This is a genomic window from Sphingomonas sp. GW821-FHT04B01 (assembly GCF_059420425.1).
Genome location: NZ_JBWKTR010000001.1, coordinates 149,973 through 174,926, shown reverse-complemented (window position 1 = coordinate 174,926; position 24,954 = coordinate 149,973). Strand labels below are relative to the sequence as shown.

Below are 24,954 nucleotides of genomic sequence, written 5' to 3'. Positions count from 1 at the left end.
CGACGATCGGGACAGCAGCAACGCATGATGGAACGACAAGGATGCAGCAGGGCGGCGTGCGTCGATCGCGTCGCCGCATCGTTCGGGTCGATCTCCCGATATTAGCCATGTCCCCTAAATAGTTGTATTTTTTCTGTGTCTGAATGGTAGGCAGACGATCGACAAACGACGCTTGGGGAATGCGACGTGCCACATGAGTCCATCGCCGGACTGGTCAAAGACCTGACGACGCAACTCTCCGCGATCGCGGTGGAGTTCGGGACGCGTGCCGATCGTCTCGCCGGGGCGGCGGGCGGCACCGGCGAGGCGCAGGCCGTCGTCACCCCGCTCAACGGGCGCGAACTGGCCAAGCAATTGCTGGCGCAGCGCCAGGCGCGGTTCGACCATTTCCCCGCCGAACTGTTCCACGAACCCGCCTGGGACATGCTGCTCGCGCTGTTCGTCGCGCACGAGGAGCGCCGGACGATGAACGTCAAGACTTTGGTCGGCAGCGCGCACGCGCCGGTGACCACCTCGCAGCGCTGGATCGACCATCTCCACAAGCTCAAGCTGATCGACCGGGTGATCGACCCGGTCGACCGGCGGCGGATGGAAATCTCGCTGAGCGACGCCGGCTATGCCGCGATCACCGCCTATCTGCGGCGGATGGGCGCGGCGTAAGGGCAGGCTTTTGGTGTTGCGCGTTGGCATAACCGTCTGAATTATTTATTTACGTTTTTAATCATCATCAAGTGGCGAGGGATCTAACGATAGGTCGACTGGAATATCTCTTACAAACTTATCATCGCCATCGTCGTATTCGGGTGATATGTTTTCAAAGGCGGTAATTAATTTTCTCAAAAATGACTTGTCTAGGGATTATAGATCGGCGGAAATCTGCTCTATAATATGTACGGCGGTATCGTTTTCGATGGCATCTTCGTCCGATCCTTCGATAAATAGGAACAAATTCGCTACAAGCCGAGCAACTTGCAACGCGATTACATCACCATTCACGGCTCTGCCTTCCAGTTTCAGTTTGGATGGCCTCTGGCTTATCGCTCGGAGCGATCGATCCTCCGATCATCGCCCTGCTTACAGATCGAAGCTGGGTAGTTCGTCATCCCAAGGCGGATAGACGATCGGCTTGTCTCCGAAATAGCGCTGCACGACCCGGTCACGGCGAACGAATGTATCCTCGTCCGGATCGATCTCGTAGGGATAGACGAAGCGAACGTCGAAGCTGCCGCCGTGCAGGAGGTATTCGATCTCTCCCCAGTGCACGCCCGATTGCTGCCGCCATAAGTCGAAAAGAACGTCATAATCCCTGCTAAGTGAGGGGCTGACATATTGTATGAAATTCGCATGGTCCTCGAATAGGGACGGGGCTAACGCGCCTTCCTCCACACGGGCGTAGAGCAGAATGCGATCCAATTTTGCATCGGCTTCTTTTGCGATCAGATGGCCGATGCTGTCCAGCATCGCTGCGATAGCATCAGTATTTTCCATGTGAATGGTCTCCGCGCTCATTGGGAAACTTCAGGCTTTGTCTATGACCGTCGACCGAAAAACTCACGTCGATTTGATAGGGTCGCTTGGATGAATTTTCATAACGGGGAACGATCGATACCGTGACCTTCTTATGAGCGCGCAATGCTATAGCCCACTGATCTTCGAGCCGGCGGTATGTGCCGCGATTGAAGTTCGCGTCTTGGGCGAAATGGTTGAACGCGTCCGAAGGGCCGTTGAAGCGCGCGGCGATATAGTGACCGCCGTCATCGGTCGGTCGCCGATCCGCACCGCCGGCAGCGGCTTGCGCCTTGCGAGACCGGACGGGCGTATTGGTCTGGGATAAGTCGCCCTTTGCCGTCACCATCCCGTGTCTGTCGTCGATCATGAAAGTGTAGCCGTTCGCGACGACCGATCGGACGTGCTGCGATCCATTTACAAGTGCGCCAACACTGCGTTTGAGGGGTTGCTCTGCGGGCTTGGCGGTCGGCGCTGCTTGCGATGAGGGGCGAGGGTCCGGATCCCCCCAATAGCCGCTCGCGCCGCCTCCTCCGAACTGGCCGCCACCGCCTCCGGTGAAGCCGCCATCGCCCCATCCACCTGACGCGGTTGGTCGTGTCGGTACCGGGCGTGCTACCGTGGATCTTTGATACTGCCGATATCGATCAGCCTTCGCAGATCGGTCGGCGGCCTTACCGGGCGCCGAGCCGCCGGAACGCTGGCCCGGACCGGCTGACGTAAACCGCCCGTCCTTCGGATCGTGCCACGGGTTGAACTTCAGCTCGGTGCCGTCAGCACCATGCGGCACAGGCCATCGCCCGGTCCGCAACCAGACCGCATAAGCCCGCCGTTTCGCCTCGATCGACACATCCATATCGCCGCTCCGTCCCATTGCGACGAGAACAGATCAGCAACATTTTCCAACAAGACAAGAGAAAACCCGCAACCCCATGGGGCGCGGGCCATATCTCTGTCTGCAAAGAGTGGTGCGGCCGAGAAGACTCGAACTTCCACGGGCTTTCGCCCACAACGACCTCAACGTTGCGCGTCTACCAATTCCGCCACGGCCGCACGTGAAGAACACCGGGCTGAGCCGGCATCTGGCAGGCGCAGGCCCCTAGCAAAGGCTTTCCCGCTCCGCAACGCCCCTTTTTCATATCCCGCGCTTTTCGCTGTCATCCAGACGCGGTAGCCCCCCGCCATGGCCAGCCCGATCCCCCTCACGACCCGCGCCGAGACGCGGCTGCTGCTCGCGCTCGCCTGGCCGGTGGTGCTGACCAGTCTCAACTGGACCTTGCTCCAGGTCACCGACGTGATGGTCGTCGGCCTCGTCTCGACCGAGGAGGTGGCGGCGCTCGGCGCGAGCCGCGCGCTCGGCTTCGTCGGCATCGTCACCGGCCTGTCGTGGCTGTCTGGGGTGCTGGTGATGGCGTCGCGCGCCGACGGCGCCGGCGACTTGCCGCGGACCGGCGCGGTGCTGCGCGAGGGGCTGCTGCTCGGCCTGTTGCTCGGGCTGGCGATCGGCGTGCTGTTCCTCGTCGCCGCCGAGCCGCTGCTCGCGCTGATCGGCGTCGCCGCCGACCGGATCGACGAGAGCGCACGCGTCGTCCGCGCCTTCGCCATCGCCTATCCGTTCCAGCTGGTGAACGTCGCCGCCGCCTTCTTCCTCGAAGGCGTCAGCCGGCCGCGCCGCGTCACCGTCGTCAACCTCGCGGTGCTGCCGGTCAACGCGCTGCTCGCCTGGGCGCTGTCGGCGGGGCATCTCGGCCTGCCGGCGCTGGGCGCGGTCGGGGCGGCGCTGGCGACGACGATCGCCTCGCTGCTCGGCGCGATCGGCATGGTGGCGAGCGTGCTCACCCTGCCGCGGGCACGCGAGCGCGGCGTGCTGCGCTTCGACGCCGCTGCCTGGCGCGCGGTGCCGCGCGGCGCCTGGGCGCTGGCGATGTTCGGCACGGTGCCCGCGATCGCCTCGGGACTCGAACTGGCCGGCTTCTCGATCCTGATCGCGCTGTCGACGCAATTGGGCGACGCCGCCGCGCATGCCTTCCAGATCGTGTTCGCGATGCACAACGTCACCTTCGCGGTCGCGCTGGGGCTCGGCTCGGCGGCGGGGGTGCGCGCCGGCAATGCGGTCGGCGAGGGGGCCCCGGTGGCGGCGGTCCGGCGGACGCTGATCGCGGTCGGGCTGTCGGTGCTCGCGCTCGGCCTCGGCGCGACGCTGCTCGCCGGTGGGGCGCCGGCGCTGGTCGCGCTGTTCCCCGCCACCATGGAGGTGCATCGGATCGCCGCGGCGATGCTGCCGCTCTGGGCGCCGTTCATCGTCTTCGACGGCATCCAGGTCGTGCTGGTCTATGCGCTGCGCAGCCTCGGCGATCAGGTCGTCGCCGGGGTCAACAGCATCCTCGCCTATTTCGTCGTCACCGGTGGCATCGGCTGGTGGCTGGTCCACCACGACGGCGGCGCGTCGTCGCTGGTCTGGGCGTCCGGGATCGGCATGCTCGCCGCCGCGCTGCTGCACGGCGGCCGGTTCGCATTGGTCAGTTCGCGGCTTCGCCGGCGAAGCTGAGTTCGAGCCGCTTCGAATTCGCCGGCACGTCGAGCTTGGCCGAGTTGAAGTCGATCGTGCCGCCGGGATTGAGCGTGCGCTGCTGCGGCGTGATCGTCCAGCTGTAGACGATGCGGCCCTGCGCATCGCGCAGTTCGGCGCGGATGTCGGGGACGCGCTGGCGCTCGCTCGACGGATTGCTGACCTGGCCGCTTACCGCGAACAGCTCCGAGCCATTCTCCAGCCCGCGCCGTTCGATCGGATTGTCCTTGAGCCGCAGCGGCGATTCCTGGGCGCCGATCGGCAGGCCGATGCGCGCGAGCAGTCCCGGTGCGCCGAGGAAGACGATCGCGGCGACGCCGGCGATCATCAGCAGCCCGGCGAGCACCGCGATCACCGTCCAGCGCTTCGACGTGTTGCGGCGCGGGCGGAACGGCGGGCGCGGCGCGAAGGCATCGTAATCGGGCGCGGGCAGCACCGATTCGGTTGCTGCCGCGGGCCGGACCGGGGGAATCGCCGCGGGTTCGAGGAAGGCGGGGCGTTCGGGCTCGACCGCGGCGACCGGCTGCGCCGGGTCGAACACAGGTGCGGGGTCGACGGCGGGCGGCGGCGGCGCCGGCTCGGGCGGCGGCGGATCCTGGAACCAGCTATGCCGGCAATTGGCGCAGCGCACGGTGCGCCCCTCGGCCCCGATCGCGCTGTCGGGCACCAGATAGCGGGTGCTGCATTCGGGGCATTCGAGGATCATGCGCAACGCTTTACGGTCGGGGGCCGGAACGATGACCGGACTGCGTATAATTCTAAGCACGTGAGCCGCCTGCGTGGCAAGCTTGAAGCCGCGGCGCGCGCATGCGAAGGCTGCGGCGACGGCCGGCGGACGGCCCGGGATACCTCAGACGGAGCGGTTGCGGCCAGGCGCATGGCAAATATCGTGCAGTTCGAAAATGTTGGGCTGCGCTATGGCGCCGGGCAGGAAACCCTGTCCGACATCAGCTTCACGCTCGGCAGCGGCGCCTTCTATGTCCTCACCGGCGCCAGCGGCGCGGGCAAGACCTCGCTGCTCAAATTGCTCTATCTCGCGCAGCGGCCGAGCCGCGGCGTCATCCGCCTGTTCGGCGAGGATGCGGTGACGATGCCGCGCAGCCGCCTGCCCGGATTCCGCCGCCGTATCGGCGTGGTGTTCCAGGATTTCCGCCTCGTCCCGCATCTGTCGGCGTGGGACAATATCGCGCTGCCGCTGCGCGTCGCCGGCGTGCCCGAGGAGGATATCGAACAGCCGGTGCGCGAGATGCTCGGCTGGGTCGGTCTCGGCGACCGGCTGCACGCACGCCCCGCGACGCTGTCGGGCGGCGAGCAGCAGCGCGTCGCCATCGCCCGCGCGGTGATCGGCCGGCCCGAGGTGCTGGTCGCCGACGAGCCGACCGGCAACGTCGATCCCGAAATGGCCGACCGGCTGATCCATCTGTTCGAATCGCTCAACACGCTCGGCACGACCGTGGTCGTCGCGACGCACGACTATCAGTTGCTCAGCCGCGTGCCTGGCGCGCAGATGATGCGGCTCGACAAGGGCCGGCTGCTCGATCCGACCGGCATGCTGCGCTACCCGCCGCCGCCGCGGGGGCAGGGATGAGCGGCGCGGACCGGCGGGTGCTCGACGAGGCGGGCGGCCTGCGTGCGATGACCTGGGTGATGGCGATCATGCTGTTCCTCACGCTGCTCGCCGCCGCGCTGGGGCTCGGCACGCGCCAGTCCGCGCAGGCGCTCGAACGCCAGCTCGCCGGCCGGCTCACCGTGCAGGTGGTCGAGGGCAGCCCGGCGACGCGCGATGCGCTTGCCCGGGATACGCTCGCCGCGCTGCGCGCGCTGCCGCAGGTGCGTCGCGCGACGCTGGTCGATCGCGCCGAGCTGACCCGCACGCTCGCGCCCTGGCTCGGCGACGTCGGGGACGATGCCGATTTGCCGGTGCCGGCGATGATCGACGTCGATCTCGCCCCCGCCGCTACACCCGGGCCGGTGATCGCCGCGGCCAGGCGGATCAGCGCCGCCAGCCGCGTCGACCGTCACCAGCGCTGGATGTCGCCGGTCGGCGGCTTTCTCGACACGTTGACTTGGCTCGCCTTCGCGCTGGTGCTGCTGATGCTCGGCGCGACCGGCGCGGTGGTGGTGCTCGCCGCGCGCGCCGGCCTGGAGACGCATCGCGCGACGATCGAGGTGATGCATATGCTCGGCTCGACCGACGTGCAGGTCGCGCGGCTGTTCCAGCGGCGGATTGCGCTCGACGCGGCGCTCGGCGGCGTCGCCGGCGGCGCGGCGGCGCTCGCCGTGCTGCTGTTCCTCGGCACGCGGCTGGCGGCGCTGGGATCGGAGCTGCTCGGCGGCATCACGCTCGATGCGGGCGACTGGGCGCTGCTCGTGATGCTGCCGCTCGGCTTCGTCGTGCTGGCGACGCTGGCGGCGCGGGTCACCGTCGTCGCCGCGCTGAGGCGGTCGCTGTGATCGTCCGGCTGTTCGGTCTGGCGGCGCTCTCCTGGTGCCTGGGTTTCGCGGCATTCATGCTGATGCTGCCCGAGCCGCTCGCCCCCAATACCACCGATGCGATCGTCGTGCCGACCGGCGGGGCGGGACGGATCGATCGCGGCATCGCGCTGCTCCGTGCGCGGCAGGCGCGGCGGATGCTCGTCACCGGCGTCGCGCCGGGGGTGCGGCCGATCGACCTGGCGCGCGAATATAGGGTGCCGGTGACGCTGTTTTCCTGCTGCATCGATCTCGGCGCCGATGCGGTCGACACCCGCTCGAACGCCGAGGAAACCGCCGCCTGGGTCAAGACGCACGGCTATCGCACCGTCCGCCTCGTCACCTCCGACTGGCACGTGCCGCGCGCGCGGATGGAGCTGGCCGCGGCGATGGGGCCGGGGGTGCAGGTGCTCGGCGACGGCGTGCCGAGCACGCCGCGGCTCGGCACCTTGGTCAACGAATACAACAAACTGATCCTGCGGCGCGTCGCGCTGTGGCTGGGGGTAGGGGCATGAACCGGTTGCGCACGATCCTGTTCACGACGTTCTTCTTCGCGTTGTCGATCCCGATCGTCGTGACCGTGCCGGTGTCGGCGCTGTTCGGCCGGCGCGCGGTGATCCGCCACGCGCACGTCTGGGCGCAGATGCACCGCTTGCTCTACCGGTACATCATGGGCGTCCGCGTCCGCGTCGAGGGACAGCGGCCCGAGGGCACCTATTTCTTCGCCGCCAAGCATCAGGCGATGTTCGAGACGCTGGAGCTGCAATTGCTGCTCGGCGGCCCGGCGATGGTCATCAAGCGCGAGCTCAGCCGTATTCCCTTCTGGGGCTGGGCGGCGATGCGCTATGGCGGGATCATCGCCGATCGCGAAGCCTCGGCCGGCGCGCTGCGCTCGATGATGCGCGCCGCCAAGGCGCTCAAGGCGGAGGGGCGCTCGATCCTGATCTATCCGGAGGGCACGCGCGTCGTCCCCGGCGACCAGCCGCCGCTGCAATCGGGCTTCGCCGGCCTCTATCGCACGCTCGGCCTGCCGGTGGTGCCGATCGCGCTCGATAGCGGTCTGGCCTGGCCCAAGCACGGCCCCAATCGCCCCGGCGTGGTGACGATCCGGATCGGCGAGCCGATCCCGCCCGGCCTGCCGCGCGACGCGATCGAGGCGCGCGTCCATGCCGCGATCAATGCGCTCGAGGAATATCGAGTGGTGCAAGCGCCGCCCGCGGCGTAGGGTGGCCGGGTCAACTACAAGGTGACCCATGTCCGACGATTTCTACCGCATCAAGCGTTTGCCGCCCTATGTCATCGCCGAAGTCAACGGCATGCGGGCCGCGGCGCGCGCGGCGGGCGAGGACATCATCGACCTCGGCATGGGCAATCCCGATCTGCCGCCGCCCGCGCACGTGCTCGACAAATTGATCGAGGTGACGCGCAAGCCCGATGCGCACGGCTATTCGCAGTCGAAGGGCATTCCCGGTCTGCGCCGCGCCCAGGCCAATTATTACGGCCGCCGCTTCGGCGTCGACCTCGATCCCGAGACCGAGGTGGTGGTGACGATGGGGTCGAAGGAGGGGCTGGCCAGCCTCGCCACCGCGATCACCGCGCCTGGCGACGTCGTGCTCGCGCCCAATCCCTCCTATCCGATCCACACCTTCGGCTTCATCATCGCCGGTGCGACGATCCGCGCGGTGCCGACCACCCCCGACGAGGCCTATTTCGAGAGCCTCGAGCGCGCGATGGCGTTCACCGTGCCGCGGCCGTCGGTGCTGGTGGTGAACTATCCGTCGAACCCCACCGCCGAGGCGGTCGATCTCGCCTTCTACGAACGGCTGGTCGCGTGGGCGAAGGAGAATCAGGTCTGGATCATCTCCGACCTCGCCTATTCGGAACTGTATTACGACGGCAATCCGACGCCCTCGATTCTGCAGGTCAAGGGCGCGAAGGACGTCGCGGTCGAATTCACCTCGCTGTCCAAGACCTATAGCATGGCCGGCTGGCGGATCGGCTTCGCGGTCGGCAACGCCAAATTGATCGCGGCGATGACGCGGGTGAAGTCGTATCTCGATTACGGCGCCTTCACCCCGATCCAGGCGGCGGCCTGCGCCGCGCTCAACGGCCCGCAGGATATCGTCGAGAAGAACCGCCAGCTCTATCACAAGCGCCGCGACGTGCTGGTCGAGAGCTTCGGCCGGGCGGGGTGGGACATTCCCGCGCCGCGCGCGTCGATGTTCGCCTGGGCGCCGCTGCCGCCGGCGGTCGCGCATCTCGGCAGCCTCGAATTCTCCAAGCAATTGCTCACCCATGCGCAGGTCGCGGTGGCGCCGGGCGTCGGTTATGGCGAGAATGGCGAGGGTTTCGTCCGCATCGCGCTGGTCGAGAACGAGCAACGGCTGCGGCAGGCGGCGCGCAACGTGAAGCGCTATCTGCAATCGATGGGGGTCAACACGCCGAGCCGGACCGCGGGCTGATGCTGCTGCGCGATGCCGCCGATGGCGCGGCGACCGGCGGCGCGCGCGAGGGGTTCGCCTTCGCGACGCGCTTCCGCGTCCGTTATGCCGAGATCGACGGGCAGAAGGTCGTCTTCAACTCGCGTTATCTCGAATATGCCGACGTCGCCGCGACCGAATTCTGGGCATGGACCGGGATCGGCGCGGCGCTGGGGCCAATGTGGGAGCAGCTCGAATTCCACGTCCGCAAGGCGGAGGTCGACTATCTCCGCCCGTTCGTCTGGGGCGATACGGTCGCCGCGCATGTCCGCATCGCGCGGGTCGGCGGCACCAGCATTACGATGGCGATGGATCTGGCGCACGGCACCACCGGAGACCTCCATGCGACCGTGTCGCTGGTGATGGTCAACGTGCATCTGCCGACGGGGCGGCCCGCCGCGATTCCGGAGGCGGTGCGGGCGTTTCTGGAGGAATTGTAGGGCGGCGGGTTAGTCTGGGGTAGCGAGTCTCAGGTGCTTCGACAGGCTCAGCACGAACGGAGGGCAGGGGGACGGTAGCGCCCATCCCACCAACCGTTAGCCCTGAGCCTGTCGAAGGGCGGATGGATCTTGCCCCCGCCGCCGCCCTATCGCGCTGCCATCATCAGCGCCGCCGTCGCCTTGGCGCTGCCGACTACGCCGGGGATCCCCGCGCCGGGATGCGTGCCCGCGCCGACGAAATACAGATTGGGGATATGGTCGTCGCGGTTGTGGACGCGGAAATAGGCGCTCTGCGTCAGCACCGGTTCCAGGCTGAACGCGCTGCCGAGATGCGCCTTCAGATCGGTGGCGAAATCGTTGGGCGCATAACTGAACTTGGTGACGATCCGCTCGTGGATGTCGGGGATCAGTCGCCGCCCGACCTCGTCGAGGATGCGCTTTTCGAGGATCGGGCCGACCTCGTTCCAGTCGACCGGGAACTTGCCCATGTGCGGCACCGGCGCCAGCGCGTAGAAGGTCGAATGCCCCTCCGGCGCGAGGCTCGGATCGGTGACGGTGGGATGGTGCAGGTACAGCGAGAAATCCTGCGCCAGCACGCCGTGATCGTAGATGTCGGCGAGCAGCTCCTTATAGCGCGGCCCGAACAGGATCATATGGTGCGGGATGCCCGGCCACGTCCCCTTGATGCCGAAATGCACCACGAACAGCGAGGGCGAATAGCTCTTGCGCTCCAGTCGCGCCTTGGTGCGCTGCGCACTGTGCGATCCGCTGAGCAGGTCGCGATAGGTGTGCATGATGTCGCTGTTCGCCGCGACCGCATCGGCCTGCGCCTCCCAGCCGCTCGCGCAGCGGACGCCGGTGGCGCGGTCGCCCAGCGTCTCGATCGAGGCGACGGGATCGCCCAGCCGCAGCGTGCCGCCGATCCGCTGGAAATGCGCGACCAGCCCGGCGATCAGCCGGTTGGTGCCGCCACGCGCGAACCAGACGCCGCCGTCGCGCTCCAATTTGTGGATCAACGCATAGATCGCGCTGGTCGTCATCGGATTGCCGCCGACCAGCAGGGTGTGGAAGCTCAGCGCCTCGCGCAGCTTCTCGTTCTGCACGTATTTCGACACGATCGAATAGACCGAGCGCCACGCCTGATATTTGGCGAGCGCCGGCGCCGCCTTGATCATCGAGGCGAAGTCGAGGAACGCGACATGGCCGAGCTTCTCATAGCCCTCGCGATAGACGCCCTCGGCATATTCGAGGAATTTGTGATAGCCGGCGATGTCGGCGGGGTTGAGCTTGCCGATCTCGCGCTGGAGCAGCGCCTCGTCGTTGGTGTAATCGAAATTGGTGCCGTCGACCCAGTTAAGCCGATAGAAGGGCGTCACCGGCTCCAGCGTCACGTCCTCGGCCATGTCGCGGCCGGTGAGCGCCCACAATTCCTGCAGGCAGGCGGGATCGGTGATGACGGTGGGACCGGCGTCGAAGGTGAAGCCGTCGCGCTCCCAATAATAGGCACGGCCGCCCGGTTTGTCGCGCGACTCGACGATGATCGTCGCTATTCCCGCCGATTGCAGGCGGATCGCGAGCGCCAGCCCGCCGAATCCCGCTCCGATGACGATCGCCGACTTCATGTTCGTTTCCATTCCTCTGTGCGGGTTACCGCCATGCCGTCGTTCGCAGGACCCTGATCGCGCTGCCCACCGGCACCGGTGGTTTGCCCGTCAGAATCCGTATCTTGTCCTTGAGACTGGATCGCCCCGCATAGAAACGGGTGATCAGCGTCGGGTCGAGACGGTAGAAGCGCTCGATGATGCGCCAACGTTCCGCCGGATCGCCGGCGCGGAACATCATTGCGCTCAGCATCCGATAGAAAGCGCCCTGCTTCCACGCCGCGCGGGCGTAATCGTGGGTGAAACCGGCGAGCGCCTTGCCAGAGAAATCGATCCGCTCGGCCAGCCGCACCGCCAGCCGCACCGCGTCGGGCAGCGAATAGCCGGTGGTCGGCTGGAACAGCCCGGCGCGCATTCCCGCCTTGGCGACGTTGGCGCCGCTCGACCGCCAATAGGCCTCGAAATCGCCCCCCAGGGTGATCGGCAGCACGCCGGCCTCGGTGCGCAGCACGCTGTCGACCTGCCAGCCGCGGCCCGCGGCGTAGGCGGCGATGCGCAGCCCCAGCGCGGCGCGGTCGACGTGCGGCGTGTCGCTGTAATAGGTGTCCTCGACGAACATGCGGTCGGCGGCGAAGGGCAGGCAGTAGACGAAGCGATAGCCGTCGATCTGCTCGACCGTCGCGTCCATCACCCGCGGCCCAGTGGTGTTATGCGGCGCGTGGAGCAGCAGTTCCTGCCCGACGAACTTCTGCCAGCCGAGTTCGAGCACCGACAGGTCGCCGGGGCCGCGGCAGTCGATCACCCCGCCGGCTTCGATCCGGTCGCCGTCGGCGAGCACCACCGCGGTCGCCGAGGCGGCGAGCACCTTGCGCCCGAGCATCACCGCCGGCGCCGGCAGCGTCGCGCGGATCACCGCATGCAATCGCTCGCTGGTCACCGAATGATAGGTCGCGTCGATCTGCCGCGCGAGGTGCGGGAAGGCGACGTCATAGCCCTGCCAGTCGTGCACCGTCAGCGGCGCGACCAGCCAGCGATCCTGCGGCGCGATGTCGCTGCCGAAGAACGACCAGACGTGGTCGCCGCCGAGATGCGGCGCCGCCTCGATGATCCGCACGTCGAGGCCGGGGTGCCGCGCGTGCAGCGCCAGCGCGATCAGGCCGCCGGCGAGGCCGCCGCCGACGATCGCCACGTCGCAAGGGATGGTCGAACCCATGTCTGCGCCTACCGCAAAGCGCGGGGCGGGAGAACCGGCTTTTACGTCGCCGCGCGCCGCGCTAGCCTGCCGGCATGACGCCGCCCGTGCTCACCACCGATCGCCTGATCCTCACCGTCCATCGCCCCGCCGATCTCGACGCGCTCGCCGCGATGTGGGCGCATCCCGCGGTGTTCGAACGGATCGGTGGCGTCGCGCGCAGCCGCGAGGAGGTGTGGATCCGCCTGCTGCGGTCGATCGGCCAGTGGCAGGCGTTCGATTACGGCAGCTGGGTGGTCCGCGACCGCGCCGGCGGCCTGGTCGGCGAGGTCGGCCTGATCGAGGCCCGCCGCGCGATCGACCCGCCGCTGGCGCTGCCCGAAATGGGTTGGGCCTTGGCCCCGGCGGCGCACGGCCGCGGCTACGCCGGCGAGGCGCTCGCGGCGGTGTTCGCCTGGACGCAGGCGCAGGGCATCGCACGGACGACCTGCATCATTGATCCGGGCAATGCGCCGTCGCTGCGGCTGGCGGCGCGGCTGGGGTATGGGCTGGTGCGCGACGCGGATTACAAGGGCCGGACGATACACGTGCTCGAACGCTGACACCTCACCCTCATCGACGTTCATGCTGGCGCGGCTCCCGCCAAGCTCACTCCGTCACCCCGGACTCGTTCCGGGGTCCACTCCGCGGCGAGGAGAACGGCTGGAGGCGATGCCATTCGCGCGCGGCCCGGTGGACCCCGGAACGAGTCCGGGGTGACGACTCGGAGAAGGCGGGCCCAGCGTATCTCACCGCGACGGACCACGCTCGTCGCATCCTCGCCGCGCCGTCGGCATCAGGCCGGCCGGTCGCATCCGCCATATCCCCGCCCCCGGAAATCCGCTACGTCCCGTAGCATGCTGCTCGCCGTCACCCTGTCCGCGCTGGCGATGACGATGATCGTCGGCGTGCGCTATCTCCTCGTCTCCGGCGCGTTCGCCGCGGCGACGCGGTTGCGTCATCCCGGCCTCTACCGCGGGCTCGATGCGCAGATGCGGCGCGAGATCGCATGGAGCCTCGCCTCCGCCGCCATCTACGGCATCCCCGCCGGCGTGCTCGCCTGGGGCTGGCAGGCGCATGGCTGGACGCGCGTCTATCGCGACGTCCACGCCTATCCCTTATGGTATTGGCCGGTCTCGATCCTGCTCTACCTCGTCCTCCACGACACCTGGTTCTACTGGACGCATCGCTGGATGCACCGGCCGGCGGTGTTCAAGGCGGCGCATGCCGTCCATCACGCCAGCCGCCCGCCGACCGCCTGGGCGGCGATGGCCTTCCACCCGATCGAGGCGCTGACCGGCGCTGTGGCAATTCCGTTACTGGTGCTGGCAATTCCGATCCACGTCGCCGCTCTGGGCTTCGTGCTGGCGACTATGACGGTTATGGGCGTAACCAATCACATGGGTTGGGAGGTTTTCCCGCGGTTCATGTGGCGGGGGCCATTGGGCGGCTGGCTGATCACCGCCAGCCATCATCAGCGGCACCATGAGCAATATGGATGTAACTATGGGCTCTACTTCCGGTTCTGGGACCGCCTTTGCGGCACCGATCGCGGCGTCGGCGATTTCGCGCGCAGCCACGCGCGTGCCAAGGCGCAGGCGCAGCAACCGGCCGGTGGCGCTCGCCGCCTTGCTGCCGGCGGCGGCGCTGGTGCTCGGCGCGGCGCCGATCGCGCGGCTTGACGTCGCCGTCAGCCAGATGCGCTCCGCCAAGGGGCTGCTGCGCGTCTGCCTGACCGCCGATCCCGACAATTTCCCCGCCTGCGTCGACGATGCCGATGCGATCACCCGTTCGGTGCCGGCCAATGCGCACAGCCTGCGCTTCGAAGGGCTGCCGCACGGCCAATATGCCGTCGCGGTGATCCACGACGAGAACAGCAACGCCAAGCTCGACACCTTCGCCGGCATTCCGCGCGAGGGCTTCGGCTTCTCGCGCAACCCGCCGATCCGCTTCGGCGCGCCGCACTTCGCCGCGGCACGCTTCGCGGTGACCAGTGATGCAAATCAGCAACAGATACGGATGCATTACATCCTCTGATCGGTCGGCAATGGATAGCAACCGGCGTCCGCCGCGTTACGGCGTCGTAACAGGTTTGGAGCCGTAGCTTTGTCCGCCAAGATCTTGATGCCGCTCGCGCTCGCCGCCGCTGCCGTGTTCGTCACCCCGGCCGCCGCGCAGGAGGCGTCGGCGCCCGTGCAGCCCACCGAATTCGACTTCAATCGCGATACGATCACCGTCGGCGCCGCCGGCGTCTATCTCAGCGATTACGAAGGCTCGAACGACTATCGCTTCACCGCCGCACCGGGCGCGGTCGGCTCGATCAAGGGCTATGGCTTCGTCCTCGCCGGCAACCGGATCAGCGTCGACCTGATCCGCGACAAGCCCGGCCCCGTCTGGGACCTGCAGGCCGGTCCGATCGGCGTCGTCAATTTCAACCGCAGCAGCCTCAAGAGCATCGACGATCCGCGCGTCCGCGCGCTCGGCAAGGTCGATACCGCGATCGAGCTCGGCGGCTATGTCGGCATCGGCAAGACCGGGGTGATCACCAGCCCGTACGACCAATTGTCGGCGACGGTCAGCTATCGCCACGACGTCGCCAATGCGCATGACAGCGGCATCTGGCAGCCGAGCGTCAATTACATCACTCCGCTGAGCGAGAAGATGGCGGTGGCGATCTTCGCCTCGGCCGAGCGTGCCGGCCGCGGTTATGCGACGACCTATTTCTCGGTCTCGCCGACGCAGACGCTGGCGAGCGGCCTGCCGACCTACAATGCCCGCGCCGGCTGGAAGAATTATTCGCTCGGCGGTCTCTACACCTATTCGCTGACCGGCAATCTGCTCAAGGGCTTCAAGATCGTCGCCGGCGGCACCTACGTCCGGATGCTCAACGGCTTCGCCGACAGCCCGCTGGTCCGCATCGCCGGCTCGCGCAACCAGTGGCTCGGCGCGGTCGGGCTCGCCTATACGTTCTGAGCCGGAATGCCTCCATCCGTCGTGCCGGCATGACGGATGGAGGACTTATCCGCTGAGCTTGCCCGTCGCGACCACCGGTCCGGTCGGCAGCCCGGTCGGCGAGCCGCCCGCCGGCTCGATTGAGATCGCCAGCACCGTCTCCGCCGCGAGCGCCGGGCGCACCGCCGCCGGCACGACCACCCGCGCCGGCCCCGCCGGGATCACGCCCAGCGAACGCGGCGCATCGGCGCCGTGGATCGCCCACAATTGCGCCGAATGCCCCGCCGGTACGTCGACACCGCCGGCGATCCGTACCGTCGCGCTCGCCGCATCGTAGGCGGCGGCGATCGGCGCGCCCTTGCCGGTCGGCACGATCGCGGCGAGCAGAGGCGCCGGCGCGGTCACCGGCACGCGCACCGGGATGCGGATCGGTGCGGGCGCCGGCCGCAGCATCAGCAGCGTCGTCACCGCCAGCAACAGGCAGGCAGCGATGCTCGCCGCCACCGCCAGCCCGCGCCAGCGCGCGACGCCCCCCGCATTGTCGTTCGCCGCCGGCACGCCGCGCTGCCCATCGAGCGACGCCTCGACCCGCGCCGCCACCGCATCGGGCGCGGCCACCGCCGGCCAATCGGCGAACAGCGCGCCCAGCCAGTCGCGCCAGCGCTCCACCTCGGCGGCGAAGCCCGGCTCGCTCGCCAGCCGGCGCAACGCCGAGGCGCGCTCGCTGCCGTCGAGCAGCCCCAGCGCCAGTTCGGCGGCGGTCATGTCGGGGAGGTCGTCACTCGCCATCGAGGCACCCCCGCAGGGCGAGCAGCCCGCGCCGTACCCAGCTCTTCATCGTGCCGAGCGGCACCGCCTGCGCCGCCGCCAGCTCGGCATAGGTCAGCCCGCCGAAGAAGGCGCTGCGGATCGCGCCGCGCTGGCGCACCTCGATCGTCTCCAGGCAGTCGTGCAATCGCGCGCGCTGCTCGTCGGCGATCAGCGCCTCGTCCTGCGCCGCCGCCGGATCGGGCATCGCGTCGGCCGCCTCGACCGGCGCGGTGCGCGCCCGGCCGTGGCGCCGGCGCCAGTCGATCGCCCGGTTGCGCGCGATCGTCGCCAGCCACGAGATCGGGCTCGCCCGTCCCGGCTGATAGGCCCCCGCGCGGTGCCAGATGGTGAGATATACGTCGTGCAGCACGTCCTCGGCGCCTTGCCTGTCTTCGCAGATACGCAGGCATATGCCGAAAAGCTTCGCCGAGGTCAGACGGTAGACGGTGCGGAAGGCGTCGCGATCCTCCTCGCCGGTGCGGATCAGCGCCTCGACCAGGATCGTACGGGCCGCCTGGGGGCTGGAGGGGGCGGCGGGAGGCACGGCCAAGGGCTAACCGTACGCAAGCCTCCCGGCAATATCCTGCGGCCAACATTCCGACCATGTCGGATCATTTTGCAAAACCGACATTTTGTTTCGGCCCCCGCGCATCTTTCCACGACCCGGCAACGTAGCTCGCCACAGGTCTACCGGTCGCCCGTCGATAGCATGCGGCGATGACGGAGGACCGCATGAAGGTGAGGGAGGTTGCTGACGATGACCCAGACGGACCAGATCATCGAGGCGTTCGACGCCCGGGCGCGGCGACGCGAGGAACGGCGCGGATTCTTCAAGAACGCGATGGGCATGGCGGCGGTGACCGCAGCCGGCGCGGCGGCGATGTCGATTGCCGGCGAGGCGGCGGCGCAGACCGCGGTGACCGAGGTCGACGTGCTCAACTTCGCGCTCAATCTCGAATATCTCGAAGCGCAATTCTACAGCTATGCCGCCTTCGGCACCGGCCTGCCCGCCAATCTGCTGACCGGCGGCGTCGGCACGCAGGGCACGGTGGTGACCGGCAGCGGCACCGGCTCGGCCCGCCAGGTGCAGTTCAGCGACCGCGGGATCGCCGCTTATGCGCGCGAGATCGCCGCGGACGAAGTGGCGCACGTCACCTTCCTGCGCGCCGCGATCCGCGGCACCGGCACCAGCGACGCGCTGATCGCCGCCCAGCCGCAGATCGACATCTCGGGTGCCGCCGGCGGTGCCTTCGCCGCCGCCGCCGCGAGCACCACCCCGGCCCTGACCGGCTTCGACCCCTATGCGAACGACGACAGCTTCCTGCAGGCGGCCTTCATCTTCGAGGACGTCGGCGTCACCGCCTACAAGGGCGCGGCGGGCGCGCTGTTCAACAACAAGACCTATCTCGAGGCGGCCGCCGGCATCCTCGCGGTCGAGGCCTATCATGCCGCGATCGTGCGCACCGCGCTTTATGCGCGCGGCGTCGCGACCCCGACGATCACCACCGCGCAGAACAACGTCGCCGCGACCACGGCGATCTCCAACCTGCGCGATTCGGTCGACGGCGGCACCGATCTCGACCAGGGCATCGCCGCGACGACCACCAATGCGGGCACGACCTCGAACATCGTGCCGCTCGATCCCAACGGCCTCGCGTTCAGCCGGACGCCGGCGCAGGTGCTCAACATCGTCTATCTCAATCCCCGATCGGTGACCGCGGGCGGGTTCTTCCCGAACGGCATCAACAACGGGAACAGCGGGCTGCGCAGCAGCGCCGCGAACTGAGCAGGGGTGGATATATGACCAAGGAACTCTCCGTCCTCGCCATCGTCGAGGCAACCGCCGCGCGCCGCAAGGCCCGCCGCGCGTTCATGAAGACCGCCGCGACCGGCGTCGCCGCGGTCGGCGGCCTGTCGCTGCTCGCCGCCTGCGGTGACGACGACGACAATATGTCGGTGCCGTTTCCGACGCCGACGCCGACTGCGACCTCGGTCAGCACCGACGTCGCGGTGCTCAACTTCGCGCTCAACCTCGAATATCTCGAGGCGCAATTCTACAGTTATGCCGCGTTCGGCACCGGCCTGTCGGCGTCGCTGCTCACCGGTACGGGCACGCAGGGGTCGGTCATCACCGGCTCGGGCGACGGCTTCCCGCGCGCGGTCAATTTCACCTCCGACCCGCTGATCGGCCAATATGCGCGCGAGATCGCGCAGGATGAGATCGCCCACGTCACCTTCCTGCGCGCCGCGCTCGGCAGTGCCGCGGTCGCCCAGCCGGCGATCGACATCTCGGGGACCGCGACCGGTGCGTTCACCGCGGCGGCGCGCGCCGCCGGCGTCGTCGCCTCGAACGGCCTGTTCGATCCCTATGCCAGCCCGACCAACTTCCTGCTTGGGGCCTATATCTTCGAGGATATCGGCGTCACCGCCTATAAGGGCGCCTCGCCGGTCATCTCGTCGATGTATCTCGAAGCGGCGGCGGGCATCCTCGCGGCGGAGGCCTATCATGCCGGCCTCGTCCGCACGATCCTCTACACCCGCGGCGTCACCAACGCCGATCTGATCACCGCGACCACCAAGATCTCGGACGCGCGCGATCTGCTCGACGGCACCACCGGCGGCACCAACGGCGACGACGACCAGGGCATCGCCGGCACCAACATCGGCGCGGCCAATGCCGTGTCGAACATCGTGCCGACCGACAGCAACGGCATCGCCTACAGCCGCAGCGTCCAGCAGGTGCACAACATCGCCTATCTCAACGCGACCGGCGCCAACCGCACCCGCGGCGGCTTCTTCCCGGCGGGCACCAACAATCCCAATCCGGCCTTCACCGTCGGTCTCGGCTGAGCCCGACCTTCCAAGGAGTTGGCCGGCGTTCCCTTCCACGCCGGCCGGCACAGGGTCCTCCCTCGATTTCGCGTCGGGGGAGGATTTTTTATGCGCGGTCACGCCCTTCCGTCGCGCTGCCGCCGATTTCCGCCGCGTCCGGGCTTGACGCCTCCCGCCGGATGCGGAACGGCAAGGCCATCCTGGGCCGCCGCAAGACCGCCCGCGCGTGGGGAGAACCCGAGTAATGACCGCCCGAACCGATACCGACAGCGCCCTCGCAGCGGCGCTCGACGCCCGCGTCCAGCGCCGCACCGAACGCCGCGACTTCTTCCGCACCGCGATGGGCGCGATGGCGGTCACCGCCGCGGGCGCGTCGGCGCTGGGCCTCGCCGGCGCCGCCGAGGCGCAGACGACGACCTATTCCGATCAGGACATCCTCAATTTCGCGCTCAACCTCGAATATCTCGAGGCGCAATTCTACGCCTTCGCCACCGGTGGCGCCGGCCTCGCCGCCAATCTGCTCACCGGCACCGGCACGCAGGGCGCGGCGAACGTCAGCGGCGGCGCCGCGGTGACCTTCAGCGACCCGGTCCTCGCCCGCTATGCGCGCGAGATCGCCGCCGACGAGGTCGCGCACGTCACCTATCTGCGCACCGCGCTGGGCAGCAGCGCGATCGCGCAGCCGGCGCTCGACCTGTCGGTCGGCCCGAACAGCGCCTTCTCCGCCGCCGCGGTCGCCGCCAAGCTGATCGCCGCGGGCCAGACCTTCAACCAATATGGCAGCGAGGAGAATTTCCTGCTCGGCGCCTATCTGTTCGAGGACGTCGGCGTCACCGCCTACAAGGGCGCCGCGCCGCTGCTCACCAAGACCTATATCGAGGCCGCCGCCGGTATCCTCGCGGTCGAGGCCTATCATGCCGCGACGATCCGCGGCGAGCTGTTCCGTCGCGGCTCGGTCGCCGGCTCGGCACTGATCACCAGCGCCAGCGCGATCTCCGACGCGCGCGACAGCCTCGACGGCGGCACCGACATCGACCAGGGCATCACGCCGGGCGTCACTGCCGCGCCGGGCCAGACCGTGCCGACGCCGACGCCCACCGCGACCGCCACCGCGACACCGACGCCGACCCCCACGCCGACCCCGACCGCGACGCCCACCCCGGTGCCGACCTTCCCGGTGTCCAACATCGTGCCGGCCGACGCCAACAGCATCGTCTACAGCCGCACCCCCAATCAGGTGCTCAACATCGTCTATCTCAACGCCGCGGCGGCGAGCGCGGGCGGCTTCTTCCCCGCCGGCCTCAACGGCACCATCAAGGCGGCGACCGCCTCCTGATCCCGCCGTCCGTTTTCAAAGCTTCCAGGGGATAGACCCGATGACCGACCTTCCGACCGACACGATCCTCGACGCGATCGCCGACCGCCGCGCCGAACGCCGCAACTTCCTGCGCTACGCCGGTGGCGCCGCCGCCTCGGCGGGGGCCCTGTCGCTGCTCGCCGCCTGCGGTGGCGACGGCGACAGCAGCAGCAGCCCCAGCCCGACGCCGACCGCGACGACGCCGACCGTCGGCACCGATGCCGACGTGCTCAACTTCGCGCTCAACCTCGAATATCTCGAGGCGAGCTTCTACAGCTGGGCGGCCTTCGGCCAGGGCCTGTCGACCGGCATCATGAGCGGCGTCGGCACGCTCGGCACCGTCACCGGCGGCGCACAGGTGAACTTCCAGGACCCGATCGTCGCGCAATATGCGCGCGAGATCGCCAATGACGAGATCGCCCACGTCACCTTCCTGCGCACGATCCTCGGCAGCTTCGCGGTGGCGATGCCGGCGATCAACATCGGCGGCGACGCCACCGGCGCCTTCACCGCCGCGGCGCGCGCCGCCGGCGTGGTCGGCGCGAGCGATGTCTTCAATCCCTATGCCAGCGACATCAACTTCCTGCTCGGCGCCTATCTGTTCGAGGACGTCGGCGTCTCGGCCTATAAGGGCGCCTCGCCGCTGATCGTCAACAAGGTGTTCATCGAGGCTGCCGCCGGCATCCTCGCCACCGAAGGCTATCACGCCGGGCTGATCCGCTCGGTGCTCTACCGCAAGGGCGTCGATCCCGCCGAGACGCTCGCCGGCGCCTCGTCGATCCTCACCAACGCGCGGCTGATCTCCGACGCGCGTGACAGCCTCGACGGCAGCAGCGAAATCGATCAGGGCATCGGCGACACCACCACCGCCAACGTCGTGCCGACCGACACCAACGGCGTCGCCTACAGCCGCTCGACCGGCCAGGTGCTCAACATCGTCTATCTCAACAAGACCGCGGTCGGCTCGGGCGGCTTCTTCCCCAACGGCATCAACGGCAACATCCGCACCTCCGCCGCCAGCTGACGCTCCGACGCCCTCCCTCCCCTTTGGCGGGAGGGCTATCGCCTATGGCTGTGGGGACGAGGTTCGAGCCGCGTCCACAATCTCTTCGTCACCCCGGACTCGTTCCGGGGTCCACCGGTCCGCAGGAGAATCGTGCCTGTTCAAGCCGTTCTCCTCGCCGCAGAGTGGACCCCGGAACCAGTCCGGGGTGACGGAGGTGCGCTTGGAAAGCGATGGACCCACTCGCATGGTCATATGACATAGCCCCCTGTCGCGGGGGAGGATTTGCCTTGGCGCCTGCCGCCGAACCGCGTACACCATCGTCATTATCCCCGGGGGAGCGCTGATGCAGCGCTTGAGAGGAAGGCCGCAGTCTTCGACCCGCTGAACCTGATCCGGTTGATACCGGCGGAGGGAGGGAGCGGTTTCATCCGAAAATCCGCGTCCGCTCTCCGTTCATGGAGAGAGACTCATGGCCGACATTCCCGCACGTACCGAGATTGGCGTCACCACCGGCCCGATCCGCGGCTCGAAGAAGATCCATGTCGGCCCGCTGGGCGTCGCGATGCGCGAAATCCATCTCGATCCCTCCTCGGGCGAGCCGCCGCTGCGCGTCTACGACACCTCCGGCCCCTATACCGATCCGGCCGCGCGTATCGATATCATGGCCGGCCTGCCGCAGCTGCGTCGCGCATGGATCGAGAACCGCGGCGACGTCGAAAGCTACGATGGCCGCGAACTGCGTCCCGAAGACAATGGCCAGCTCGGCCCCGACCGCTCCGGCGGCGTGCCGCAATTCCCCAACGCCGTCCGCCGCCCGCTGCGCGCGCGCGCCGGTGCCAATGTCAGCCAGATGCATTATGCCCGCCGCGGCATCGTCACCCCGGAAATGGAATATGTCGCGACGCGCGAGAATCTCGGTCGCGCGATGCTGCGCGACCATGTCCGCGACGGCGAGAGCTTCGGCGCGTCGATCCCCGATTACGTCACCCCCGAATTCGTCCGTGACGAGGTCGCGCGCGGCCGCGCGATCATCCCGTCGAACATCAACCATCCCGAATCCGAACCGATGGCGATCGGCCGCAACTTCCTGGTCAAGATCAACGCCAACATCGGCAATTCCGCGGTCGCCAGCAACGTCGCGGCGGAGGTCGACAAGCTCGTCTGGTCGATCCGCTGGGGTGCCGACACGGTGATGGACCTGTCGACCGGCCGCAACATCCACGACACGCGCGAATGGATCCTGCGCAACAGCCCCGTGCCGATCGGCACCGTGCCGATCTATCAGGCGCTGGAGAAGGTCGGCGGCATCGCCGAGGAGCTGACCTGGGAGATCTTCCGCGACACGCTGATCGAACAGGCCGAACAGGGCGTCGACTATTTCACCATCCACGCCGGCGTCCGCCTGCCCTACATCCCGATGACGGCGAAGCGCGTCACCGGCATCGTCAGCCGCGGCGGCAGCATCATGGCGAAATGGTGCCTCGCGCATCACAAGGAATCGTTCCTCTACGAACGGTTCGACGAGATCACCGAGATCATGAAGGCCTATGACATCGCCTATTCGCTGGGCGACGGGCTGCGCCCCGGCTCGATCGCCGACGCCAATGACGAGGCGCAGTTCAGCGAGCTCTACACGCTCGGGGAGCTGACCCACCGCGCCTGGGCGCAGGACGTGCAGGTGATGATCGAAGGCCCGGGCCACGTCCCGATGCACAAGATCCAGGAGAATATGACCAAGCAGCTCCAGGTCTGCGGCGAGGCGCCTTTCTATACGCTCGGGCCGCTCACCACCGATATCGCGCCGGGCTACGACCATATCACCAGCGGCATCGGCGCGGCGATGATCGGCTGGTTCGGCTGCGCGATGCTCTGCTACGTCACCCCAAAGGAGCATCTCGGCCTGCCCGACCGCGACGACGTCAAGGTCGGCGTCGTCACCTACAAGCTCGCCGCCCACGCCGCCGATCTCGCCAAGGGCCACCCCGCCGCCAAGCTGCGCGACGATGCGCTGAGCCGCGCCCGCTTCGACTTCCGCTGGCGCGACCAGTTCAACCTGTCGCTCGACCCCGATACCGCCGAGTCCTTCCACGACCAGACCTTGCCCGCCGAGGGCGCCAAGACCGCGCATTTCTGCTCGATGTGCGGCCCGAAATTCTGCTCGATGAAGATCACGCAGGAGGTTAGGGAATTCGCCGCCAAGCAGAATGCGCCGGTCGCCACTTTCGTCGCCGCCGAAGAGGCCGAGGCGGGCATGGCCGACATGAGCGAGCGGTTCCGCGAGAAGGGCGGGGAGGTATATCTGCCGGCGGCGGAGTGATTGGTGCCGAGTCGCTGACGGGAACCCGACGCCCGTCAGCGACTTGGCCGTCGCGTCTTGCCTGCCGCCGCCGACCGCCTACCCTTGGCGACCGGGGGGCTCCAGATGATTGTACCGATCGTCCTCACGCAGGCTGCGAATGACGCCATCGACCTTGCCGCGGTCACCTCGCGCGCCAAAGCGCGCGTGCTCGCGATGCGCGGCAAGCTCGTGCAGACCTGGCTCTTCCCGCGCGATTTCGGCGACCCACCCGATCGCGCCAACGAGCTGTTCGTTCCGCCCGATGCCGCACGCCGCATCGAGGCGCTGATCTTCCGGCTGCTCGCCCAGCAAGGCGACACACGGCGGACGATGACCGTCCGCCCCGCCTATCGCGGCGACAGCATCGTCCCGACCAGCATCACCTATACCATCCATCCGGGCACCAACCGCGTGACGATCCCGGTATGGTAGGCGTCAGCGCACCTCGACGCCCTTCCAGAAGGCGATCCGGTCGGTGATCTCCTTGGCGGCATCCTTGGGCTCGGGATAATACCAGGCGGCATCGCGGTTCTCGGCCCCGTCGACGCGCAGCGTATGGTAATGTGCGGTGCCTTTCCACGGACACACGCTCGTCGTCGCGCTATCGACCAGCACCGCCGGATCGACCGCCGCGCGCGGGAAATAGGCATTGCCCTCGACCGTGACGATGTCGTCGCTCGCCGCGATCCGTACGCCGTTCCAATATGCTTCCGCCATGCCGTGTCTCCTTGCCGGACCAACCGACCGGCGGGGGAAAGGATGCGCCCGGCCTCGGGCGGTGATGCGCGCGCCGCACGGGGCCGGCTCAATAATGATAGCGGCATTGCGCCACTTGCACCGTCTGCTCCGCCCCGCTGCCGGCGACGCGATACACCAGCCGATGCTCATGGCTGATCCGCCGCGACCACCAGCCCGACAGATTGCCGCCGAGCGGCTCGGGCTTGCCCGTCCCCTTGAACGGATGGCGCCGGCATTCCTCGATCAGCGCGTTGATTTTGTCGAAGAGCTTGGCGTCATGCGCCTGCCAATGAAGGTAATCGTCCCACGCCGTCGGCCAGAACGCCACGATCACGGCAGCGGAACGCCTTCGCCGCCCGCTTCGAAGCCGCGGACCGCCTCGAGCAATCGCTCCGCATTCTTCGGCGAGCGCAGCAGGTAGAGGGTTTCCTCGATCGACGCCCATTCGCTCGCCGACACCAGCACCGCGCCTTCGCCGCGCTGGCGCGTGATGGCGAGCGGCGCGCGATCGGCGACGACCTTGTCGATCATCGACTTCAGATTCTCGCGCGCTTCGGAATAGCTGACGGCCTGCATGGCACAAAGATGGACAACGATCTGTCCAATGTCAACGCCGGCAACG

28 protein-coding genes, 1 tRNA gene and 1 riboswitch are annotated in these 24,954 nt (G+C 68.0%); of the genes, 18 read left to right on the top strand and 11 right to left on the bottom strand.

Annotated elements, in window-relative coordinates; translation table 11 throughout:
- Positions 1-186 precede the first annotated feature (186 nt).
- Complete coding sequence (locus AC07UH_RS00910) at positions 187-660, top strand: helix-turn-helix domain-containing protein (RefSeq protein ID WP_038664716.1); 474 nt, start codon at positions 187-189, stop codon at positions 658-660.
- Between the two features lie 414 nt (positions 661-1,074).
- Here AC07UH_RS00910 and AC07UH_RS00905 read toward each other — a convergent pair whose 3' ends face one another.
- The 3 genes from AC07UH_RS00905 to AC07UH_RS00895 all read right to left on the bottom strand — a co-directional run bounded on the left by AC07UH_RS00905 (position 1,075) and on the right by AC07UH_RS00895 (position 2,559).
- Positions 1,075-1,488 carry a hypothetical protein gene (locus tag AC07UH_RS00905; protein ID WP_495179656.1) on the bottom strand — a complete coding sequence of 138 codons (414 nt, stop codon included), beginning with the start codon at positions 1,486-1,488 and terminating at the stop codon, positions 1,075-1,077.
- Complete coding sequence (locus AC07UH_RS00900; protein WP_495179657.1) at positions 1,475-2,362, bottom strand: DNA/RNA non-specific endonuclease; 888 nt, start codon at positions 2,360-2,362, stop codon at positions 1,475-1,477. Before AC07UH_RS00900 ends, AC07UH_RS00905 begins: the two co-directional genes overlap by 14 nt.
- Positions 2,363-2,472: 110 nt before the next feature.
- A tRNA-Leu gene (locus AC07UH_RS00895) sits at positions 2,473-2,559 on the bottom strand.
- Positions 2,560-2,689: 130 nt separating this feature from the next.
- On the opposite strand from AC07UH_RS00895, the gene AC07UH_RS00890 reads away from it, so the two are divergent.
- The gene (locus AC07UH_RS00890; protein WP_495179658.1) at positions 2,690-4,054 is read left to right on the top strand and encodes an MATE family efflux transporter; all 1,365 of its coding nucleotides are present in this window, start codon (positions 2,690-2,692) and stop codon (positions 4,052-4,054) included.
- Here AC07UH_RS00890 and AC07UH_RS00885 read toward each other — a convergent pair.
- Positions 4,026-4,781: an MJ0042-type zinc finger domain-containing protein gene (locus AC07UH_RS00885; RefSeq protein ID WP_495179659.1), complete on the bottom strand. Its 756-nt coding sequence runs from the start codon at positions 4,779-4,781 to the stop codon at positions 4,026-4,028. The genes AC07UH_RS00890 and AC07UH_RS00885 overlap by 29 nt on opposite strands.
- Before the next feature lie 171 nt (positions 4,782-4,952).
- Here AC07UH_RS00885 and ftsE point away from each other — a divergent pair, with 171 nt between their 5' ends.
- Genes ftsE through AC07UH_RS00855 form a run of 6 tightly spaced genes read left to right on the top strand, consistent with a single transcriptional unit; the run spans position 4,953 to position 9,467 of the window.
- On the top strand, positions 4,953-5,663 hold the full coding sequence (ftsE, locus tag AC07UH_RS00880; protein WP_495179660.1) for a cell division ATP-binding protein FtsE: 711 nt from the start codon (positions 4,953-4,955) through the stop codon (positions 5,661-5,663).
- Positions 5,660-6,529 (top strand): cell division protein FtsX, encoded by an 870-nt coding sequence (locus AC07UH_RS00875; RefSeq protein ID WP_495179661.1) that lies wholly within the window; start codon positions 5,660-5,662, stop codon positions 6,527-6,529. The genes ftsE and AC07UH_RS00875 overlap by 4 nt, the downstream gene beginning before the upstream one ends.
- Positions 6,526-7,062, top strand: coding sequence for a YdcF family protein (locus AC07UH_RS00870; RefSeq protein ID WP_495179662.1), 537 nt, complete (start codon positions 6,526-6,528; stop codon positions 7,060-7,062). Before AC07UH_RS00875 ends, AC07UH_RS00870 begins: the two co-directional genes overlap by 4 nt.
- The gene (locus AC07UH_RS00865) at positions 7,059-7,772 is read left to right on the top strand and encodes a lysophospholipid acyltransferase family protein (RefSeq protein WP_495179663.1); all 714 of its coding nucleotides are present in this window, start codon (positions 7,059-7,061) and stop codon (positions 7,770-7,772) included. Before AC07UH_RS00870 ends, AC07UH_RS00865 begins: the two co-directional genes overlap by 4 nt.
- A gap of 28 nt (positions 7,773-7,800) precedes the next feature.
- A complete protein-coding gene (locus AC07UH_RS00860) occupies positions 7,801-9,009 on the top strand; it encodes an LL-diaminopimelate aminotransferase (protein WP_038664733.1) in 1,209 nt (402 codons plus the stop codon).
- On the top strand, positions 9,009-9,467 hold the full coding sequence (locus tag AC07UH_RS00855) for an acyl-CoA thioesterase (RefSeq protein ID WP_495179664.1): 459 nt from the start codon (positions 9,009-9,011) through the stop codon (positions 9,465-9,467). Before AC07UH_RS00860 ends, AC07UH_RS00855 begins: the two co-directional genes overlap by 1 nt.
- A 146-nt stretch (positions 9,468-9,613) precedes the next feature.
- On the opposite strand, the gene AC07UH_RS00850 is transcribed toward AC07UH_RS00855, so the two are convergent.
- On the bottom strand, positions 9,614-11,089 hold the full coding sequence (locus AC07UH_RS00850) for a phytoene desaturase (RefSeq protein ID WP_495179665.1): 1,476 nt from the start codon (positions 11,087-11,089) through the stop codon (positions 9,614-9,616).
- A 25-nt stretch (positions 11,090-11,114) separates the two neighbouring features.
- Positions 11,115-12,281 carry a lycopene beta-cyclase CrtY gene (gene crtY, locus AC07UH_RS00845; RefSeq protein ID WP_495179666.1) on the bottom strand — a complete coding sequence of 389 codons (1,167 nt, stop codon included), beginning with the start codon at positions 12,279-12,281 and terminating at the stop codon, positions 11,115-11,117.
- Positions 12,282-12,355: 74 nt separating this feature from the next.
- Here crtY and AC07UH_RS00840 point away from each other — a divergent pair, with 74 nt between their 5' ends.
- The 4 genes from AC07UH_RS00840 to AC07UH_RS00825 all read left to right on the top strand — a co-directional run bounded on the left by AC07UH_RS00840 (position 12,356) and on the right by AC07UH_RS00825 (position 15,272).
- Entirely contained in the window at positions 12,356-12,862 is a 507-nt protein-coding gene (locus AC07UH_RS00840) for a GNAT family N-acetyltransferase (protein ID WP_495179667.1), read from the top strand.
- A 294-nt stretch (positions 12,863-13,156) separates the two neighbouring features.
- On the top strand, positions 13,157-13,981 hold the full coding sequence (locus AC07UH_RS00835) for a sterol desaturase family protein (protein WP_038664743.1): 825 nt from the start codon (positions 13,157-13,159) through the stop codon (positions 13,979-13,981).
- The gene (locus AC07UH_RS00830; RefSeq protein ID WP_137898223.1) at positions 13,950-14,336 is read left to right on the top strand and encodes a DUF2141 domain-containing protein; all 387 of its coding nucleotides are present in this window, start codon (positions 13,950-13,952) and stop codon (positions 14,334-14,336) included. Before AC07UH_RS00835 ends, AC07UH_RS00830 begins: the two co-directional genes overlap by 32 nt.
- Positions 14,337-14,423: 87 nt before the next feature.
- Positions 14,424-15,272 (top strand): MipA/OmpV family protein, encoded by an 849-nt coding sequence (locus AC07UH_RS00825; RefSeq protein ID WP_137898222.1) that lies wholly within the window; start codon positions 14,424-14,426, stop codon positions 15,270-15,272.
- Positions 15,273-15,317: 45 nt separating this feature from the next.
- Here the strand turns inward: AC07UH_RS00825 and AC07UH_RS00820 are convergent, their stop codons facing one another.
- Together AC07UH_RS00820 and AC07UH_RS00815 are read right to left on the bottom strand one after the other, a co-directional pair.
- On the bottom strand, positions 15,318-16,040 hold the full coding sequence (locus AC07UH_RS00820; RefSeq protein WP_495179668.1) for an anti-sigma factor: 723 nt from the start codon (positions 16,038-16,040) through the stop codon (positions 15,318-15,320).
- Positions 16,030-16,605, bottom strand: coding sequence for a sigma-70 family RNA polymerase sigma factor (locus tag AC07UH_RS00815; protein ID WP_495179809.1), 576 nt, complete (start codon positions 16,603-16,605; stop codon positions 16,030-16,032). Before AC07UH_RS00815 ends, AC07UH_RS00820 begins: the two co-directional genes overlap by 11 nt.
- 213 nt (positions 16,606-16,818) lie before the next feature.
- On the opposite strand from AC07UH_RS00815, the gene AC07UH_RS00810 reads away from it, so the two are divergent.
- From AC07UH_RS00810 to AC07UH_RS00785, 6 genes are all read left to right on the top strand, one after another.
- Positions 16,819-17,847 carry a ferritin-like domain-containing protein gene (locus tag AC07UH_RS00810; protein WP_495179669.1) on the top strand — a complete coding sequence of 343 codons (1,029 nt, stop codon included), beginning with the start codon at positions 16,819-16,821 and terminating at the stop codon, positions 17,845-17,847.
- Positions 17,848-17,861: 14 nt separating this feature from the next.
- Positions 17,862-18,911: a ferritin-like domain-containing protein gene (locus AC07UH_RS00805; protein WP_038664750.1), complete on the top strand. Its 1,050-nt coding sequence runs from the start codon at positions 17,862-17,864 to the stop codon at positions 18,909-18,911.
- A gap of 226 nt (positions 18,912-19,137) precedes the next feature.
- Positions 19,138-20,229 (top strand): ferritin-like domain-containing protein, encoded by a 1,092-nt coding sequence (locus AC07UH_RS00800; protein ID WP_495179670.1) that lies wholly within the window; start codon positions 19,138-19,140, stop codon positions 20,227-20,229.
- 40 nt (positions 20,230-20,269) lie between these two features.
- Positions 20,270-21,274: a ferritin-like domain-containing protein gene (locus tag AC07UH_RS00795; RefSeq protein ID WP_137898198.1), complete on the top strand. Its 1,005-nt coding sequence runs from the start codon at positions 20,270-20,272 to the stop codon at positions 21,272-21,274.
- 303 nt (positions 21,275-21,577) lie between these two features.
- Positions 21,578-21,687: riboswitch (TPP riboswitch) on the top strand.
- A gap of 38 nt (positions 21,688-21,725) precedes the next feature.
- Entirely contained in the window at positions 21,726-23,573 is a 1,848-nt protein-coding gene (thiC, locus tag AC07UH_RS00790) for a phosphomethylpyrimidine synthase ThiC (protein ID WP_038664759.1), read from the top strand.
- A 105-nt stretch (positions 23,574-23,678) separates the two neighbouring features.
- A complete protein-coding gene (locus AC07UH_RS00785) occupies positions 23,679-24,026 on the top strand; it encodes a hypothetical protein (protein WP_495179671.1) in 348 nt (115 codons plus the stop codon).
- 3 nt (positions 24,027-24,029) lie between these two features.
- On the opposite strand, the gene AC07UH_RS00780 is transcribed toward AC07UH_RS00785, so the two are convergent.
- From AC07UH_RS00780 to AC07UH_RS00770, 3 genes are all read right to left on the bottom strand, one after another.
- Positions 24,030-24,311, bottom strand: a complete 282-nt coding sequence (locus AC07UH_RS00780; protein WP_495179672.1) for a DUF427 domain-containing protein — start codon at positions 24,309-24,311, stop codon at positions 24,030-24,032.
- 88 nt (positions 24,312-24,399) lie between these two features.
- Positions 24,400-24,666, bottom strand: a complete 267-nt coding sequence (locus AC07UH_RS00775) for a Txe/YoeB family addiction module toxin (RefSeq protein WP_038664765.1) — start codon at positions 24,664-24,666, stop codon at positions 24,400-24,402.
- On the bottom strand, positions 24,663-24,908 hold the full coding sequence (locus tag AC07UH_RS00770) for a type II toxin-antitoxin system Phd/YefM family antitoxin (RefSeq protein WP_038664768.1): 246 nt from the start codon (positions 24,906-24,908) through the stop codon (positions 24,663-24,665). The genes AC07UH_RS00775 and AC07UH_RS00770 overlap by 4 nt, the downstream gene beginning before the upstream one ends.
- Positions 24,909-24,954 lie beyond the last annotated feature (46 nt).